General features: G+C 55.5%; 15 protein-coding genes and 1 riboswitch (1 of these 16 only partly in view). Of the genes, 10 read left to right on the top strand and 5 right to left on the bottom strand.

Going from position 1 to position 16339, the window contains the following annotated elements; genetic code table 11:
- Window positions 1-65: 65 nt before the first annotated feature.
- Together RT613_RS01515 and RT613_RS01510 are read right to left on the bottom strand one after the other, a co-directional pair.
- Window positions 66-1607 carry an altronate dehydratase family protein gene (locus RT613_RS01515; protein WP_313612529.1) on the bottom strand — a complete coding sequence of 514 codons (1542 nt, stop codon included), beginning with the start codon at window positions 1605-1607 and terminating at the stop codon, window positions 66-68.
- Between the two features lie 51 nt (window positions 1608-1658).
- Entirely contained in the window at window positions 1659-2351 is a 693-nt protein-coding gene (locus tag RT613_RS01510) for a FadR/GntR family transcriptional regulator (protein WP_409558737.1), read from the bottom strand.
- A 245-nt stretch (window positions 2352-2596) separates the two neighbouring features.
- Between RT613_RS01510 and RT613_RS01505 the strand changes: the two genes are divergently transcribed.
- From RT613_RS01505 to RT613_RS01465, 9 genes are all read left to right on the top strand, one after another.
- Window positions 2597-4162 (top strand): ATP-binding cassette domain-containing protein, encoded by a 1566-nt coding sequence (locus RT613_RS01505; RefSeq protein WP_313612411.1) that lies wholly within the window; start codon window positions 2597-2599, stop codon window positions 4160-4162.
- 8 nt (window positions 4163-4170) lie between these two features.
- On the top strand, window positions 4171-5193 hold the full coding sequence (locus tag RT613_RS01500) for an ABC transporter permease (RefSeq protein ID WP_313612409.1): 1023 nt from the start codon (window positions 4171-4173) through the stop codon (window positions 5191-5193).
- Between the two features lie 85 nt (window positions 5194-5278).
- On the top strand, window positions 5279-6220 hold the full coding sequence (locus RT613_RS01495; protein WP_313612407.1) for an ABC transporter substrate-binding protein: 942 nt from the start codon (window positions 5279-5281) through the stop codon (window positions 6218-6220).
- 74 nt (window positions 6221-6294) lie between these two features.
- Entirely contained in the window at window positions 6295-7308 is a 1014-nt protein-coding gene (locus RT613_RS01490; RefSeq protein WP_313612406.1) for an aldo/keto reductase, read from the top strand.
- A gap of 5 nt (window positions 7309-7313) precedes the next feature.
- Window positions 7314-8156, top strand: coding sequence for an amidohydrolase (locus RT613_RS01485; protein WP_313612527.1), 843 nt, complete (start codon window positions 7314-7316; stop codon window positions 8154-8156).
- Between the two features lie 4 nt (window positions 8157-8160).
- Window positions 8161-9171, top strand: a complete 1011-nt coding sequence (locus RT613_RS01480; RefSeq protein ID WP_313612404.1) for a zinc-binding alcohol dehydrogenase family protein — start codon at window positions 8161-8163, stop codon at window positions 9169-9171.
- Window positions 9168-10301 (top strand): mannitol dehydrogenase family protein, encoded by a 1134-nt coding sequence (locus RT613_RS01475; RefSeq protein ID WP_313612402.1) that lies wholly within the window; start codon window positions 9168-9170, stop codon window positions 10299-10301. The genes RT613_RS01480 and RT613_RS01475 overlap by 4 nt, the downstream gene beginning before the upstream one ends.
- A gap of 12 nt (window positions 10302-10313) precedes the next feature.
- Entirely contained in the window at window positions 10314-10643 is a 330-nt protein-coding gene (locus tag RT613_RS01470) for an L-rhamnose mutarotase (RefSeq protein ID WP_192490573.1), read from the top strand.
- Window positions 10644-10678: 35 nt separating this feature from the next.
- Complete coding sequence (locus RT613_RS01465; RefSeq protein WP_313612400.1) at window positions 10679-11956, top strand: L-fuconate dehydratase; 1278 nt, start codon at window positions 10679-10681, stop codon at window positions 11954-11956.
- A gap of 44 nt (window positions 11957-12000) precedes the next feature.
- On the opposite strand, the gene cobD is transcribed toward RT613_RS01465, so the two are convergent.
- Window positions 12001-13032, bottom strand: coding sequence for a threonine-phosphate decarboxylase CobD (gene cobD, locus RT613_RS01460; RefSeq protein WP_313612398.1), 1032 nt, complete (start codon window positions 13030-13032; stop codon window positions 12001-12003).
- On the opposite strand from cobD, the gene cbiB reads away from it, so the two are divergent.
- Entirely contained in the window at window positions 13031-13996 is a 966-nt protein-coding gene (gene cbiB, locus RT613_RS01455) for an adenosylcobinamide-phosphate synthase CbiB (RefSeq protein ID WP_313612396.1), read from the top strand. The two genes, cobD and cbiB, sit on opposite strands and share 2 nt — an antisense overlap.
- Here the strand turns inward: cbiB and RT613_RS01450 are convergent.
- Together RT613_RS01450 and cobO are read right to left on the bottom strand one after the other, a co-directional pair.
- Window positions 13983-15440 (bottom strand): cobyric acid synthase, encoded by a 1458-nt coding sequence (locus tag RT613_RS01450; protein ID WP_313612394.1) that lies wholly within the window; start codon window positions 15438-15440, stop codon window positions 13983-13985. The two genes, cbiB and RT613_RS01450, sit on opposite strands and share 14 nt — an antisense overlap.
- A 13-nt stretch (window positions 15441-15453) precedes the next feature.
- Complete coding sequence (gene cobO / locus RT613_RS01445; RefSeq protein ID WP_313612392.1) at window positions 15454-16071, bottom strand: cob(I)yrinic acid a,c-diamide adenosyltransferase; 618 nt, start codon at window positions 16069-16071, stop codon at window positions 15454-15456.
- 134 nt (window positions 16072-16205) lie between these two features.
- Window positions 16206-16339, top strand: a riboswitch (cobalamin riboswitch) (it continues 54 nt past the right edge of the window).

Raw genomic sequence — 16339 nt, 5'->3', positions numbered from 1 at the left:
AAAAAGGCCCGGATTTCTCCGGGCCTTTTTCTGTTTTCACGGTCATTTCAGATGTTTCACGCCTATCAGGTCACAGCGCCGACCTGCCACGGCACGAATTCATTGTCACCGTAGTCGTAGATTTCGCTGACGGTCTTGTCGCCGGACGCGACGGCAAGAATTCGTTCGAAAATACGCTCACCCGCTTCTTCAATGCTTTCGGCACCGGTAACGATCTCACCGCAGTTCAGATCCATGTCTTCCTGCATGTGTTCGAACATTTCGGTATTGGTGGCGATCTTGATGCAAGGCGATGGCTTGAAGCCGGACACCGAGCCACGTCCTGTCGTGAAACAGATGACATTGCAGCCACCAGCAACCTGGCCTGTTACAGCCACAGGGTCGTAACCGGGGGTGTCCATGAACACGAAGCCTGGTTCTGTCACTGTTTCGGCAAATTCATAAACGGCTTTCAGCGGCATCGAGCCACCCTTGGCTACGGCACCGAGAGACTTCTCAAGAATGGTGGTAAGGCCGCCCAGCTTGTTGCCGTGTGACGGATTGTTGTTCAGCTCGTCGCCATTGCGTGCAGTGTAATCGCGCCACCAGTCAATGCGTTGCAGCAGCTTTTCGGCAACGGCAGGTGTCACGGCGCGGCGTGTCAGAAGATGTTCGGCACCGTAGATCTCAGGTGTTTCGGAAAGCACTGTCGTGCCACCATTGCGCACGATCAGGTCAGATGCGTAACCGAGTGCCGGGTTGGCGGAAATGCCGGAATAACCGTCCGAACCACCACATTCCAGCGCCAGCTTCAGTTTGGACAGTGGCTGTGGCGTGCGCTTGGCCTGGTTGACCAGCGGCAGCATGTCTTTGATCTGGGCAATCGCAGCTTCGATCGTCTTGCGCGTTCCGCCATGCTGCTGAATGGTCATGGTGCGCAGACGCTCACCCTCTTCCATCCGGTAATGTTCAAGAATGGGGGCAATCTGGTTTGTTTCACAGCCAAGACCGATCAGCAGAATGCCGCCAAAATTGGGATGGCGGGCATAACCCTGAATGGTGCGGATCAGCAGGCGGTAACCTTCAGACTTTGTATTGAGCGCGCAGCCGCCGCCATGGGTCAGCGCCACAACGCCGTCGACATTGTCAAAACCGTCCAACCCGCCCTGTTTGTTGAAATAATCGGCAATGTAGCGGGAGACGGTGGCGGAACAGTTTACCGAGGCGATGACGCCGATGTAATTGCGGGTGCCTGCGCCACCAAGGCCACGATCATAACCCATGAAGGTGCGACGTTCGGCTTCCGGCACCATGCCAGTTTCCTCGATATCGACGCTGAACTGATGTGCGTGCTCCGAGGGTACCATGGCAAGGTTGTGCAGATGCACGTGACGACCGGGTTCGATATCCTGCGTGGCGATGCCGATGACCTGACCGTACTTGCGGACGTCTTCGCCAGCCTTGATGGTTTTCAATGCCACCTTGTGGCCACGGCCGATCAGATCAGCGGCAACAAGATCTCCCCTGCCCGTTGGGCTACCGGCTGGAATGGATCTGCGAGCCACAGCAACATTATCGTTGATGTTCAACAGTATGGTGGGCTCAGAATTCAGTTTTTTGTCATGCACTGTCACAGGGATTTTCCTCCTCCCGGCTTAAATCTGCGCAAGGGCGCTATCTTAATTCTCGATCCAGCGCTGCTTCGAACTTTCGAGATGGCTATGCATCGCAGCTTGCGCAAGCAGTGGGTCGCGCATTTCAAGGGCAACCAAAATGGCCTCATGTTCTTTCAAGGCCCGTGTCCATGTTTCACGGTCTTCAAAACGAACGCGAAACTGGGCGGAAATAGGACTATGCCGTTCATCGAACAGCTCTGCCACCATGCGGGCCAGCACGCTGTTTTGTGATTGTTCGGCAATGGTGATGTGAAACAGACGGTCCTGATCGAGCGGCTTTTTGCCGAGATCGATCTCTTTTTTCATGCCGTTCAGCAGTTGGCGAAGGGTCGCCAGAGCGTCCTGGGTAATGCGGCTGGCGGCCAAGACAATGGTCGCACCTTCAATGGCGGCACGGGCCTGCATCAGCTCGGTTGGGCTTTCGCCCATCGATTTGGTTTGCCATGCGGCAGTTGCCGGCTCCACGGAGACATAAACACCTGAGCCCATACGGATTTCAACGCTGCCGTCGATTTCAAGCGCAATCAGCGCTTCACGCAAGGAAGGCCGTGAAACACCGAGTTTCTGGGCCAGTTCGCGCTCCGCTGGAAGCCGTGAGCCGGGCTGAAATTCGCCCTGATCGATCAACTCGCGGATCTGATCGGCAATCTGCTGGTATAGGCGGCGTGTTTCCATTGGTTTGGTCAGGCCAATCATCTGATTGTAAATAGGCGTTTCCGATTTTTCGGATGTGGCCTTACCGTATCGATAAGTGTGACAATTGGCAAGACCAAGTTTAATATATTGAAATAACAGTATTTATTATGACTCAATTTTGATTTCTCATAGTTGAGTTTTAAAGTTTTCGGATAATTGGCTTGACCAATAAAAAAATGCGGCCTAACCATTGCCTCCGATTGAAGGCAACCGGGTGGAGCGTGGTTGCGCATGGAGGATCTCAAATGTCACAAGGCGAACTCAATATCGTAGGCGAAAATACGCCTGGCGATAGCTTTGCCGGTGCTGCCGAAACCCTGCTGCGCCTCGAAAATATCACCAAGGAATTCCCCGGTGTCCGGGCCTTGTCGGGCGTAGATTTTGATCTTGTGCGCGGTGAAGTGCACGCGGTCTGTGGTGAAAACGGTGCCGGAAAATCAACATTGATGAAAATCGTCAGCGGCGTTTATCAGCCGACTGAAGGTACAATCATTCATAAGGGTAACAAGGTTCAGTATTCCTCGCCGCTCGAATCCGAAGCGGCCGGCATTGCCATCATTCATCAGGAACTGAATCTTATTCCGCATCTCAGTGTGGCGGAAAACATCTATCTGGCGCGCGAGCCGCGCCGTGGGTTCTGGGTTGATCGAAAAAAACTGCGCGCCGATGCCAAGCGCTGTCTTGATCGTCTGGGCGTCGATATTGATCCGGACCAGACGGTGCGCGGTCTGTCCGTTGCGCAGTGCCAGATGGTGGAAATTGCCAAGGCACTGTCGCTGGATGCCGAAGTGCTCATCATGGACGAGCCAACCTCATCGCTGACCGAGCAGGAAACGACCCTGCTGTTCAAGGTCATTCATGACCTGAAACGTTCCGGTGTCGGCATTGTTTATATTTCTCACCGTCTCGATGAGATGGCGCAGATCGTAGATCGCGTCACCATCTTGCGTGACGGTCGTTACATCTCCACTGCCAAATTTGCTGAAACGACGGTTGATAATATCGTTGCCCAGATGGTTGGCCGGTCGCTGGAAGAGAAGTTCCCCGAACGTACATCCACGCCGACCGATCAAGTTATCTTTGCCGTCAAGGGCCTGACCCGCAAGGGTGTGTTCGAGGATGTCAGCTTTGAGTTGAAGCGGGGTGAAATTCTTGGTTTTGCCGGGTTGATGGGGGCTGGCCGCACGGAAGTTGCGCGCGCCATTTTTGGTGCCGATCCGCTTGATGCCGGCGAAATCACTTTTGAAAGCCGTGTCCTTGATATTCGCTCGCCGCAGGATGCGATCCGTGAAGGCATCGCCTATCTCTCCGAAGACCGCAAAAGTGATGGTCTTGCGGTGAAAATGTCGGTGGCAGCCAATACCACACTTGCCAATATGGAAGCGGTTTCCAGCAAGTTTGGCGTGATTGATTTTGCCAAGCACAATGAGATCGCTCGCAAATATGTCGATCTTCTCAACGTCAAGACACCGTCGATCGAGCAGACCGTTCGTCTGCTATCCGGTGGCAACCAGCAGAAAATCATCATCGGCAAATGGCTGTTCCGCGAATCCCGCATCCTGTTCTTCGATGAACCGACGCGCGGTATCGATGTGGGTGCGAAATTTGCCATCTACAAAATCATGGACGAACTGGCCGCACAGGGCATTGGCGTCATTCTCATCAGTTCCGAATTGCCGGAAGTGCTGGGTCTGACCGATCGTATTGCCGTCTTCCATGAAGGCAAGATCACCGGTGTCCTGAAGACGGCCGAAACGAACCAGGAAGAAATCATGCGATACGCATCCGGCTATGTACCGGCGGCGCAGTGAGGAATGCAATGAGCAGCAATAATCCTGAACAAAAGAACATGTCCTTGAGCGACCGCCAGAAGGATATCATCCAGAAGTTTGCGGCGCTGGGCAGCCTTGTTGCGCTGACCATCGTGTTTTCGCTCACCAGCAGCGCTTTCTTCACCGTTAGCAATGCCATGACCATCGCCTTGCAGGTCACGTCGATTGCGCTTCTCGGTATTGGCGCAACCTGCGTCATCATCACCGGCGGTATCGATCTCTCGGTCGGCTCGGTGCTGGCGCTTGCCGGTGTTGTTGCTGCGCTTGCGGTGAAGGAACTTGGCATTCCTGTGCCATTTGCCATGATCCTTGGCATTCTGACCGGCTCGATCTGTGGTTACATCAACGGCCTTCTGGTCACGCGCTTCAAACTGCCGCCGTTCATTGCGACGCTTGGCATGATGCTGATTGCCCGCGGTGTTGCCTTGCAAATTACCGGCGCGCGTGCGGTTTCCGGTCTTGGTGAATCCTTTGGCGTTCTCGGTAACGGCGCTCTGTTCCGCATCGTCAACATTGGCGAAGACGGTTTTCCGAATGTCGTGTTCCCTGGCATCCCTTACCCGGTCATCCTGATGGTTGTCATCGGTATTGCCGTTTCCCTGATGCTGAACCGTTCGGTGCTTGGCCGCCATATCTATGCTGTTGGCTCCAATGCCGAAGCTGCACGCCTCTCGGGCGTCAATGTCAGCCGGGTCACCAACTTTACCTACATTCTTTCAGGCACGCTTGCTGGTTTGACCGGCTGCGTTCTGATGTCCCGTCTCGTCACAGCACAGCCGAATGAAGGCGTGATGTATGAGCTGGACGCGATTGCCAGTGCGGTGATTGGCGGAACGTCGCTGATTGGTGGCGTTGGTACGATTTCCGGCACGGGCATTGGTGCCTTCGTTATTGGCATTCTGCGTAATGGTCTCAACATGAACGGTGTTTCGGCCTTTACGCAGCAAATTATCATCGGCCTCGTCATTCTGGTGACCGTGTGGATCGACCAGTTGCGTAACCGCCGCTGAGAAGGGCGCGGACCCTTTCCGTAAACATAAAGGGGGACGAGGAGTTCTCCCGAACAGGCCAGAGTGGCCATCATTGGAGGATAAGATGAAGAAACTTTCGACTGCCCTTCTCACATCTGTCATCGCACTGTGGAGCGTTTCTGCAGTTCAGGCCGGTGAAATTGCAGTTATCGTCAAGACGGTAAACTCCACCTTCTGGCAGAACGTCCAGAAGGGTGCAGACGCTGCGATCAAGGACCTGAACGGTCACACCATCACATTCCAGGGTCCGGCTTCGGAATCTGCGATTGCAGACCAGGTGAACATGGTTGAAAACGCGGTCAACCGTAAGGTTGACGGCATCGTTCTTGCACCGTCGGATCCAGACGCACTGGTCCCGGCTGTCAAGAAGGCATGGGAAGCCCGCATTCCTGTCGTGCTGATCGACTCCCAGCTTGCTGAGGGTTCCGAGCAGTATTACCAGTCTTTCCTTGCTACCGACAACAAGAAGGCCGGTGAACTTGCAGCGCAGGCGCTGATCGAAAAGGTCGGTACTGAAGGCAAGATTGCCATCATGTCCTACGTTGCCGGTGCCGGTTCTGAAATTGGTCGTGTTGGTGGTTTCACCGACTACATCAAGGCAAATTCCAAGCTGGAAATCGTTGGTCCGTTCTATTCCCAGTCGCAGATGGCGACGGCTCTGAACCAGACGACCGACGTTCTCGCTGCCAATTCGGACCTCAAGGGCATCTTCGGTGCCAATGAGCCAACAGCAATCGGTGTCGGCCGTGCGCTCGTTCAGTCCGGCAAGGCTGGCAAGGTTGTTGGTATCGGCTTTGACGGTAACCAGGACCTGCAGGAATTCGTCAAGGATGGTACACTGGCCGGTATTGCCGTTCAGGGTTCCTACCAGATGGGTGAACTTGGCGTGCAGACAATCGGCAAAATCCTGAACAAGGAAAAGGTCGAGAAGTTCGTTGACACCGGTGTGGTTGTTGTCACGAAGGACAACATCGAAAAGCCGGAAGCAAAGAACGTTCTTTACTAATCTGCCAGACAGGGCGCGTCGCAACAGGCGGCGCGCCGGTTTTCCCTGCAAATGCGTGATGAAAGTGCCAGACGATGAAAGTATCCGATACGCGCAAGCTGCCTCGCCGCTCCGTTGACGTTACCCTTATGGGGCTTGGCTGCGCCCAGATGGGCAATCTTTACCGTGTCACGCCTTACGAGGAATCGAAGGGTGCTTTCGACAAGGCATGGGAAAGCGGCATTCGTTATTTCGATACCGCGCCGTTTTACGGCTACACCCGTTCCGAGCGTCGTCTCGGCACGATGCTGACCGAGCATGACCGCAAGGATTACACCGTCAGCACCAAGGTTGGCCGCGTGATGGTTCCTGATGATACGGTTGGTCCGGAGGAGGATGCCTATGTCGCTCCACTGCCGTTCCGCCCGAATTATGATTATTCCTATGATGGCATTTTGCGTTCGTTTGACGCCAGCCAGCAGCGTCTTGGAATTCTGAGGCCTGATATTCTTTACATCCACGACATCGGCTCTGCGACGCATGGTGAAAAGCACCCGCATTACTGGGAGCAGCTGACCTCGGGCGGCGGTTTCAAGGCGCTTGCAAAGCTGCGTGACGAAGGTTCGGTCAAGGCTGTTGGCCTTGGCGTCAACGAATGGGAAGTCATTCGTGATGCCATGCAGGTGTTTGACGTTGATGTCGCCATGCTGGCCGGTCGCTACACGCTGCTAGAACAGCAGAGCCTCGCCTTCATGGACAATTGCGCCAAGGCCGGTACCGCGATCGTCATCGCCGGTGCGTTCAACTCCGGTATTCTGGCTGGCAACAAGAAGTTCAACTACGCCGATGCACCGGCTGATATCGTCAAGAGCGTGGAGGCACTGGAAGCGGTTTGTGCTGACACAGGTGTCAAGTTGCAAGCAGCAGCCTTGCAATTTCCTCTGGCCCATCCTGCCTCCGTCACGGTGGTTTCCGGCGCGCGCAACGCAAGCCAGCTGACCTCCAACATTGAGTGGTTTGAAGAAGAGGTGCCTGCCGAGTTCTGGGCTGAGCTGCGCAAGCGTGGCCTGATTGCCGAGGGTGCACCGGTTCCTGGCGGCAAGGCTTGATCGACATGCGGATCGATGCCCATCAGCATTTCTGGCTTATGAAGGACCGGCAGGGCCAATGGCCCCCGCCGTCCCTGGAGGCAATCTACCGGGATTTTTCCCCTCTGGATCTGAAGCCATTGCTGGACGCGCAGTCCATCGATGGCACCGTGCTGGTTCAGACGATGGAGAGCGAGGCGGAAACCGCCTATATGCTCGATTTGGCGGCCAAAAACCGCTTTATCAAGGGTGTCGTTGGCTGGACGGATCTGAAAGCTCCAGGGGCTGTAGAGGCCATCAAGGCACTGTCTGCCAATCCACTGCTTAAGGGTTTTCGGCCCATGTTGCAGGGTCTGGAAGACGACAATTGGATCGATGATCCTGCGCTGGACCCGGCAATCGATGCGATGATTGCCAGTGGCCTTGTGTTCGATGCATTGGTTTTGCCTCGGCACCTGCCCGCACTTTTCAAATTTGTGTCACGCCATTCTGGCTTGAAGGTGGTTATCGATCATGGCGCCAAACCTTGGATAGCAACTGGCCATTACAGCGAATGGCGTCAGAACATGGCAGCATTGGCAGGCCTGCCCAATGTATCCTGCAAATTGTCGGGTCTGCTGACCGAGGCCGGTGAGCAGAAACCTCAGGCTGTCCGCCCTTATGCGGAAACCATCCTAGAGCTTTTCGGGCCTTCGCGGGTGATCTGGGGCAGTGACTGGCCAGTGCTGCGGCTTGCTGGCGATTATGCCGGCTGGCTGGAGATGTGCCGTGATATCGTGCCGCAACAGCATCACGATGCCGTCTTTGGTGGAAACGCCATTTCTTTCTACAATCTGACCGACCGCAGGTCGTTTTCTGAAAACAGGTGATGTGATGCTTGCGATAAGCTGCGATTCTCCCGGAACACTGACAGCCGTTGACAAGGACATGCCGTCACGAGGCGATGGCGAAGTGCTGGTGCGTGTACGCCGCATTGGTGTGTGCGGTACCGATCTGCACATCTTCACGGGCAATCAGCCTTATCTGTCCTATCCACGCATCATGGGCCATGAGCTGTCTGGCGCTGTGGAAGAGGCACCGCAGGGAAGCACCCTTGCCAAGGGCGATGTTGTCACGATCATTCCTTACATCTCCTGCGGTCATTGCAGCGCCTGCCTCAAGGGCAAGAGCAATTGCTGCCGCAATATCGGTGTTCTTGGCGTGCATCGCGATGGCGGCATGGCGGAATATCTCAGCGTGCCCCAGCAATTCGTTCTCAAGGCTGAAGGCTTGAGCCTTGATCAGGCCGCGATGACCGAGTTTCTGGCCATCGGCGCGCATGCCGTGCGCCGCGCCAGAGTCGAAAAAGGCCAGAATGTCCTGATTGTTGGCGGTGGTCCGATCGGCATGGCAGTTGCCGTCTTTGCAAAGCTTGATGGCGGACGCGTCACTGTCATTGACGGACGCAGCGACCGCCTGGATTTCTGCAAGAAACATCTCGGTGTCGATGAAACCGTTCAGCTGGGTGATGGCGACAAGGACAAACTGTCTGAGATCACCAATGGCGACTTCTTTGATGCCGTTTTTGATGCAACAGGCAATCCGAAGGCCATGGAGCGCGGTTTTTCTTTCGTCGGCCACGGCGGCACCTATGTGCTGGTCTCGATCGTCAGCAGCGACATCACCTTCAACGACCCTGAGTTCCACAAGCGCGAAACGACGCTGCTCGGCAGCCGCAATGCGACGATTGAAGATTTTGAACGGGTCATTGCTGCACAGCGCAGCGGCGGCGTACCGGATGCCTTGATCACCCACCGCATGACACTGACCGAAGTTCCGGAGAAGTTTTCCGGTTTGCTCGATCCCGCCGCTGGTGTTGTGAAAGGCATGGTTGAGGTTCAATGAGCGAAGCCCCTCCCATCCTGCAGTTCGGGACAAGTCGTTTTCTTTTGGCGCATGCCGACCTCTTCGTGTCGGAAGCGCTGGAGGCCGGCAAGGCGCTTGGCAAGATTGCGATTGTTCAGACAACAGGCAATGCCCAGAGTGCAGCACGCATTGCAGCGCTCGGTGATCCCAATGGATATCCGGTGCGCATTCGTGGCTTGAAAAACGGCGTTGCTGTTGATGAGGAGCGTCGCGGTACGGCTGTGGCGTTTGGCCTGAATGCGAGCCAGGATTGGCAGACCGTTCGCGAGATTGCCTCGGTTGCCAAGGTCATTATCTCCAACACCGGCGACAAGGGTTATGAGCTGGATTCGGATGATGGCGCCGAATTGGCTGATGATTTTACCCGGGTTCCAAAGAGCTTTCCGGCCAAGCTTTGTTTGCTGCTGCTGGAGCGCTGGCAGCTTCACCCGGAAAGTGAAATTTCGGTTTTCCCGTGTGAACTGATCCCGCGTAATGGTGACCGGTTGAAGGACATTATTCGTGGGCTCGCCAATAGTTGGCAACTGCCCGCCGGTTTCACATTTTACCTGACGGAAAAGTGCCGTTTTGCGAACAGCCTCGTTGACCGGATTGTTTCCGAACCGATTGAGCCGGTTGGTGCGGTTTCCGAACCCTACGCCATCTGGGCGGTTGAAAATCAGGCCGGGCTGACATTGCCCTGTGTGCATCCTCATCTCGTTTTGACCGATGATCTCGATCATTACGAAAACCTGAAGCTCTACCTTCTCAATCTCGGTCACAGCTATCTGGCTGAACGTTGGTTGGTCGATGCGCGTGCCAAGGATGAGACTGTGCGTGAAGCCATGGCAGACGTGGATTTGCGTGTCGATCTTGAAGCCGTCTGGCAGGAAGAGGTTCTACCACTGTTTGCCGCTGAAGGTTTGGGAATTGAGGCAAAGGCCTATGTGGATGATGTTCGCGAGCGTTTTCTCAACCCGTACCTCGCCCACCGGCTTGCCGACATTGCCGGCAATCACGACGAGAAAAAACGCCGCCGTATCGCACCGGTTATCGCCTGGGCTGAAAGGCTCGGCCTCAATCTGCCGCAGACGCGTCTTCGCGCTGCAATGGCGACCATAAAGCAGTAACAGGAGTTATCAATGCAGCGCATGGGCATGGTCATTGGCGTGAAGCCGGACATGATTGCGGAATACAAGCGGCTTCACGCTGCGGTATGGCCGGAAGTTCTGGAGCTGATCAGCAAAAGCAATATCCGCAACTACACGATCTTCCTGCGCGAGCCCGAAAATCTGCTGTTCGGATACTGGGAATATCACGGCACGGATTATGAAGCCGATATGGCTCGTATCGCCGCCGACCCCAAGAATCAGGAATGGTGGTCTTTCACCATTCCTTGCCAGCAACCGCTTGAAAGCCGCAAGGATGGAGAGTGGTGGGCTATGATGGAAGAAACATTCCACCACGACTGAGAACCTTTAATTTCCCTGACCGCGAGTAACCGGCCATGACCAAGATTACCGACCTTAAAGTATACGACCTGCGTTTCCCGACCTCCCAGAGCCTCGACGGTTCGGACGCCATGAACCCCGATCCGGATTATTCGGCAGCCTATGTGGTGCTGAAAACCGACACGGATGGTCTGGAAGGCCACGGCCTGACCTTCACCATCGGTCGCGGCAATGACATTTGCTGCATGGCGATCAAGGCGATGAGCCATCTCGTCATTGGTACCGACCTTGCCAAGGTCTTGGAAAATCCGGGTCAGTACTGGCGTCACCTGACCAGCGACAGCCAGCTGCGCTGGATCGGTCCGGACAAGGGTGCCATGCATCTGGCCACCGGTGCCGTCGTTAATGCCGTTTGGGATCTCTTGGCCAAGCAGGCTGGCAAGCCGGTCTGGCAGCTGGTTGCCGATATGAGCGCAGAAGAAATCGCTGATATCGTTGACTACCGTTACCTGACCGACGTTTTGTCGCGTGAAGATGCACTGGCCATTCTCAAGAAGGCTGAGGCCGGCAAGGCTGCCCGCATCGAGACCCTGAAAAGTGAGGGGTATCCCTGCTACACGACCTCGGCCGGTTGGCTGGGTTATGACGACGACAAGCTGCGCCGTCTATGCAAGGAAGCCATCGATGCCGGTTTCAACCACGTCAAGATGAAGGTTGGTCGTGATCTGGAAGACGATATCCGCCGTCTGACCATTGCACGTGAAGTGATTGGTCCGGATCGTTACCTGATGATCGACGCCAACCAGGTCTGGGAAGTTGACCAGGCAATCGAGTGGATCAACAAGCTGGCCTTCTCCAAGCCGTTCTTCATCGAAGAGCCAACCAGCCCGGATGACATTGCCGGCCACCGCAAGATTCGCCAGGCGATTGGCGATGTGAAGGTTGCAACTGGCGAAATGTGCCAGAACCGTATCATGTTCAAGCAGTTCATCGCTGAAGGCGCGATTGACGTCGTACAGATCGATTCATGCCGCATGGGCGGTCTGAATGAAGTTCTCGCCGTGCTGCTGATTGCTGCAAAATACAATCTGCCGGTCTGGCCGCATGCCGGTGGCGTTGGTCTTTGCGAATATGTTCAGCACCTGTCGATGATCGACTATCTCGTGGTTTCCGGTACCAAGGAAGGCCGCGTGATCGAATATGTCGACCACCTGCACGAGCACTTCATCGAGCCATGCGATATCCGTGAAGCGGCCTATATGCCGCCAAAGCTGCCTGGCTTCTCTATTGAAATGAAGCCCGCGTCGATTGCGGAATATACTTTCAAGGGTTGATAAAACCTCTGCAAGATCTGATCCCCGGCTTTGTCCGGGGATTTTTATATGGATTTCAGGACATCACGAAGCCGTTGCCACTCTTCCTGGCGTCCTGGCAGGCCAAAGCGCAGGTCCTGCGGCCGTTCCTCGAAAGCGCGCACCAGAATTCCATTTTCACCGAGATGTGTGAAAATCCCGCGGGCATCGTCATGACGAACTAGACGGAAAAGATTGGTTCCACCTGATACCGTCAGGCCAGCGGCTGCAAGAACCTCATCCAGCCTTTGGGCTTTCTGGCGCAGGTGCAAGCGCATGTCGACCTGCCAATATTTGTCGGCGAGGGCTTCAGTCGCAATGTGCAGCGCAGGGCCAGACACCGCCCATGGGCCAAGGCGATTTTCCAATATGCTGGCGGTCTGCGGTGTGGTTACCGCAAAACCCAATCTCAAGCCCGCCATGCCGTAAAATTTGCCGAAGGATCGCAGGACGACGATACCGCCCTGGTCAACTTCGCCACATAGGCTTTCATACCCCTCACCGGCATCTCCGAAAGCTTCGTCGACAACCAGTGTGCCGCCCTTGGCCGTCAAGATTTTTGCAAGCGCCAGCAGATCGGTTTTGGACACCACGCGGCCGGTCGGGTTGTTGGGATTAACAACAATGGCCAGATCAGCCGTTTTAAGTTCCTCAAAATTGTCCGTTTCCACCACGTCAAAACCGTTCAACCGCGCTGCCCGGGCATGTTCGGCATAGGTTGGTGACAGAATTGCTGCTTTGGGTTTCGAGGATTTTCTGGCCAGTTCAGAAACCAGTGGCAACAGGATCTGTGTGCCCGGTGCCGCAACGACATGCGCGGCGGACGGCGCGCCGTAGGCTTGGGCAGCGTGTTTCTTGAGTGTCTCCGCCAAAGCAGGTTCAGGCAGGCGGGAAAACGCCAAGGCCGGTATTGGTGAGTGAGGATAGGAAATAGGATTGATGCCGGTCGACAGGTCGATCCACGGTTCAGGAGCCTGTGGAAACAGGGTTTTGGCGCGTGCAAGATTTCCGCCGTGCAGGATCACAGGCTCGATCTTTTCTGCTATTTGACTGTCCATGTTTTTCGCTCTCGCCTTCCTGTCTCTGCTGATCGAACGGTTCACTGGTTATCCGAACTGGCTTTTCGCCCGTATCGGGCACCCCGTGACATGGGTTGGATCGTTTATTGCGCTCCTCGATAAAAAATGGAACCGGGAGAGCGACGATTTTGCAAAACGAAAAGTCATGGGTGTGACGGCGCTGATAGTTTTTCTGGTGGTGACAATTTTTCTGGCGTCACTGGTGCAGTCGGTGTTGTTGCTGTTGCCGTTTGGGCTTTTGTTTGTGGCACTGGTGTGCGCGACTTTGCCGGCGCAACGCAGTCTTGAGCAGCATGTCAAGGCGGTGGCGGTGGCTCTTGAAACCGAAGGGCTTGAAGCCGGTCGCAAGGCCGTTTCGATGATTGTTGGACGTGATCCGGATCAGTTGGATGAAGCGGCTGTGTCGCGGGCGGCCATTGAAAGCCTTGCCGAGAATTTTTCGGATGGCATCGTCGCTCCAGCCTTCTGGACTGGCATGTTGGGACTGCCCGGTGGCGCTGCGTACAAGGCCATCAATACGGCCGACAGCATGATTGGCCACCGTAACAAACGTTATGAAGCCTTTGGCAATGCATCGGCCAAGTTGGATGATCTCGTCAATTATCCGGCATCTCGGCTCAGCGGTTATCTTTTTGTCGCGGCGGCTTTTTTCGTCAAAGGGGCTTCACCCAAGAATGCTTTACGAGCGATCAAACGTGATGCACACCACCATCGTTCACCCAATGCCGGTTGGCCCGAGGCCGCTCTTGCGGGCGCACTTGGTTTTGCGCTGGCCGGTCCACGGTCTTATGACGGTATGATGATCGATGCGCGGTTTATGGGCAAAGGTGGCCGCCGCGAGCTCAATGCCGCCGATATAAGACGTGCATTGAAGCTGGCACGTATTGCCGATGGTTTGCTGATCGGCCTTTTCGCTTTGCTGGCGCTGCTTATCGGGCGATAGCAAGCAGCGCATCGAGATCAAGATGCTGCTCCATGTGGGCGGCCAGACGATCCAGAACCATGTCGATCTGCTGTTCGTAATTCAGGTCAGAGCTTGTACCACCCAGCCTTTGAAGCCAGGCACTGCGTTGCCCGTCATCGGCAAACAGCCCGTGGACATAGGTGCCGAAAACGCGCCCGTCAGGTGATACGGCGCCTTCCAGATGATTGCCGATGGATGAAAATGGACGGTTGCAGTCCGCGCCGCTGCTGACACCGACATGCATCTCATAGCCGGAGAAGGATATGCCATCTGAACTCTGACCCGTGACGGAAACCAGACGTTTGTCGCCAGTCAGAACCGTATCGACATCCAGCAATCCAAGCCCCGCCAGCGTCGATGGTGGTCCCTCAATGCCATCAGGGTCAGAGACGGTCTTGCCAAGCATCTGGTAACCACCGCACAGGCCAAGCACGTGGCCACCGCGTCTGACATGCGCCTTGATATCAATATCAAGACCCGCCTTTTTCAGTGTTTCGAGATCGGCAATGGTCGACTTGGAGCCGCAAAGCAGCACCAGCGCACAATCACCGGGAATAACGTCCCCGGGTCTCACCCTGATCAATTCGACATCATTTTCCATGTCCAGAGGATCAAGATCGTCAAAATTGGAAATATGCGGCAGGATAGGCACGGCAATGCGGATTTTGGCACCGGGTTTCTGGTGACCCGGACCTGTCAGCCCAAGCGCGTCTTCTGCGGGGAGATGCCGGGCGTCGGAGAAATGCGGTAAAAGACCGATGTTTCTCCACCCGGTACCCTCGGCAATGATCCGCATTCCGTTGTCAAACAATGTCGGGTCGCCGCGAAACCGGTTGACGATAAATCCCTCGATCATTGCAGCATCAGCCGGTTCAACAACGGTCTTTGTCCCGACAAGACTGGCAATGACGCCTCCCCGGTCAATATCGCCAATCAGGATGACAGGTGCGTCTGCCGCGCGGGCAAACCCCATATTGGCAATGTCATTGGCGCGCAGATTAACCTCGGAGGCACTGCCAGCACCTTCGACCAGAACCAGATCGGCCTGTGATTTCAGGTGTTCGAAACTCTCTAGGACATGGGTCAGCAGGCCAGCTTTCATATGCTGGTAGTCAGCAGCCTTAGCGTTGCCGATGACCTTTCCCTGCACCACCACCTGTGCACCGGTCTCGCTTTGTGGTTTCAACAACACCGGGTTCATGTGAACGGACAAAGGCACACCGGCTGCCCGCGCCTGCAGTGCCTGGGCGCGACCAATTTCACCACCGTCTGCAGTTACGGCGGCATTGTTGGACATGTTCTGGGGTTTGAACGGCAGTACTGAAAGGCCACGTTTGACGAAGGCACGGGCAAGGCCCGCCACCATAAGGGATTTTCCGACATCCGAACCGGTGCCCTGGAACATCAGAACGCGTGCTGTCATGTGGGGTCTGGTCCTAAAACTCGATGCCGGCCTGTGCTTTTACGCCTGCCTTGAAATGATGTTTGATCAGGGTCATTTCCGTGACCATGTCTGCGGCGTCGATCAGCGGCTGTTTTGCATTGCGGCCCGTGATGACCACATGCAGATCGGCACGACGATTGGTCAGGCTTTCAATGACCTCGTTCAAATCGAGATAGTCATATCTCAACGCAATGTTCAGCTCATCCAGGATCACCAGACCAATTGTTTCGTCGGCCATCAAGGCCTTGGCCTCTTCCCAGGCTTTGGTTGCTGCCGCAACGTCGCGCTTCAGGTCCTGAGTGTCCCACGTGAAACCTTCGCCCATGGTGCGCCACTCGATCCGGTCGCCAAAAAGCTCAAGCGCCTGCTGTTCACCGGTCGCCCAGGCACCCTTGATAAACTGTACGACACCCACACGACGGCCATTGCCAAGCATGCGCAGCGCCAAACCGAAGGCTGCGGTCGACTTGCCTTTTCCCGGTCCGGTGTTGACGATCAAAAGACCTTTTTCGACCGTTTTTTCCGCGACTTCAGCATCCTGAACAGCTTTGCGATTGACCATTTTCTGGCGGTGGCGCTCTGCTTCCGTGTCGGTAATCTCGCGGGTCATTGCGGTTTTCCTGTCATTGCTGTGCCAAAAAACGCTTATCTGCTATTTGCGAAGCGGCGACTATAGCCAATTTGCCTCACCCGGCAATGCGGCTTGGCGGTTGGCTTTGCATTGACCGCAGCCATCGTTACGCCTAAGTGTAGCGCACTGACGGTCTTTTTCCGGCAACGGGAAAAGCTAAGAGGGAACACGGTTCCGCCCGCATTTGTGGGCCAGTCCGTGGCTGCCCCCGCAACTGTAAGCGGTCAGCCCACGCCGAAACGCCACT

Origin of the sequence: Agrobacterium sp. (genome assembly GCF_032092815.1) — a bacterium.
In the GTDB taxonomy this organism is placed as follows: domain Bacteria; phylum Pseudomonadota; class Alphaproteobacteria; order Rhizobiales; family Rhizobiaceae; genus Agrobacterium.
This window is presented reverse-complemented; position numbering and strand designations above follow the sequence as displayed.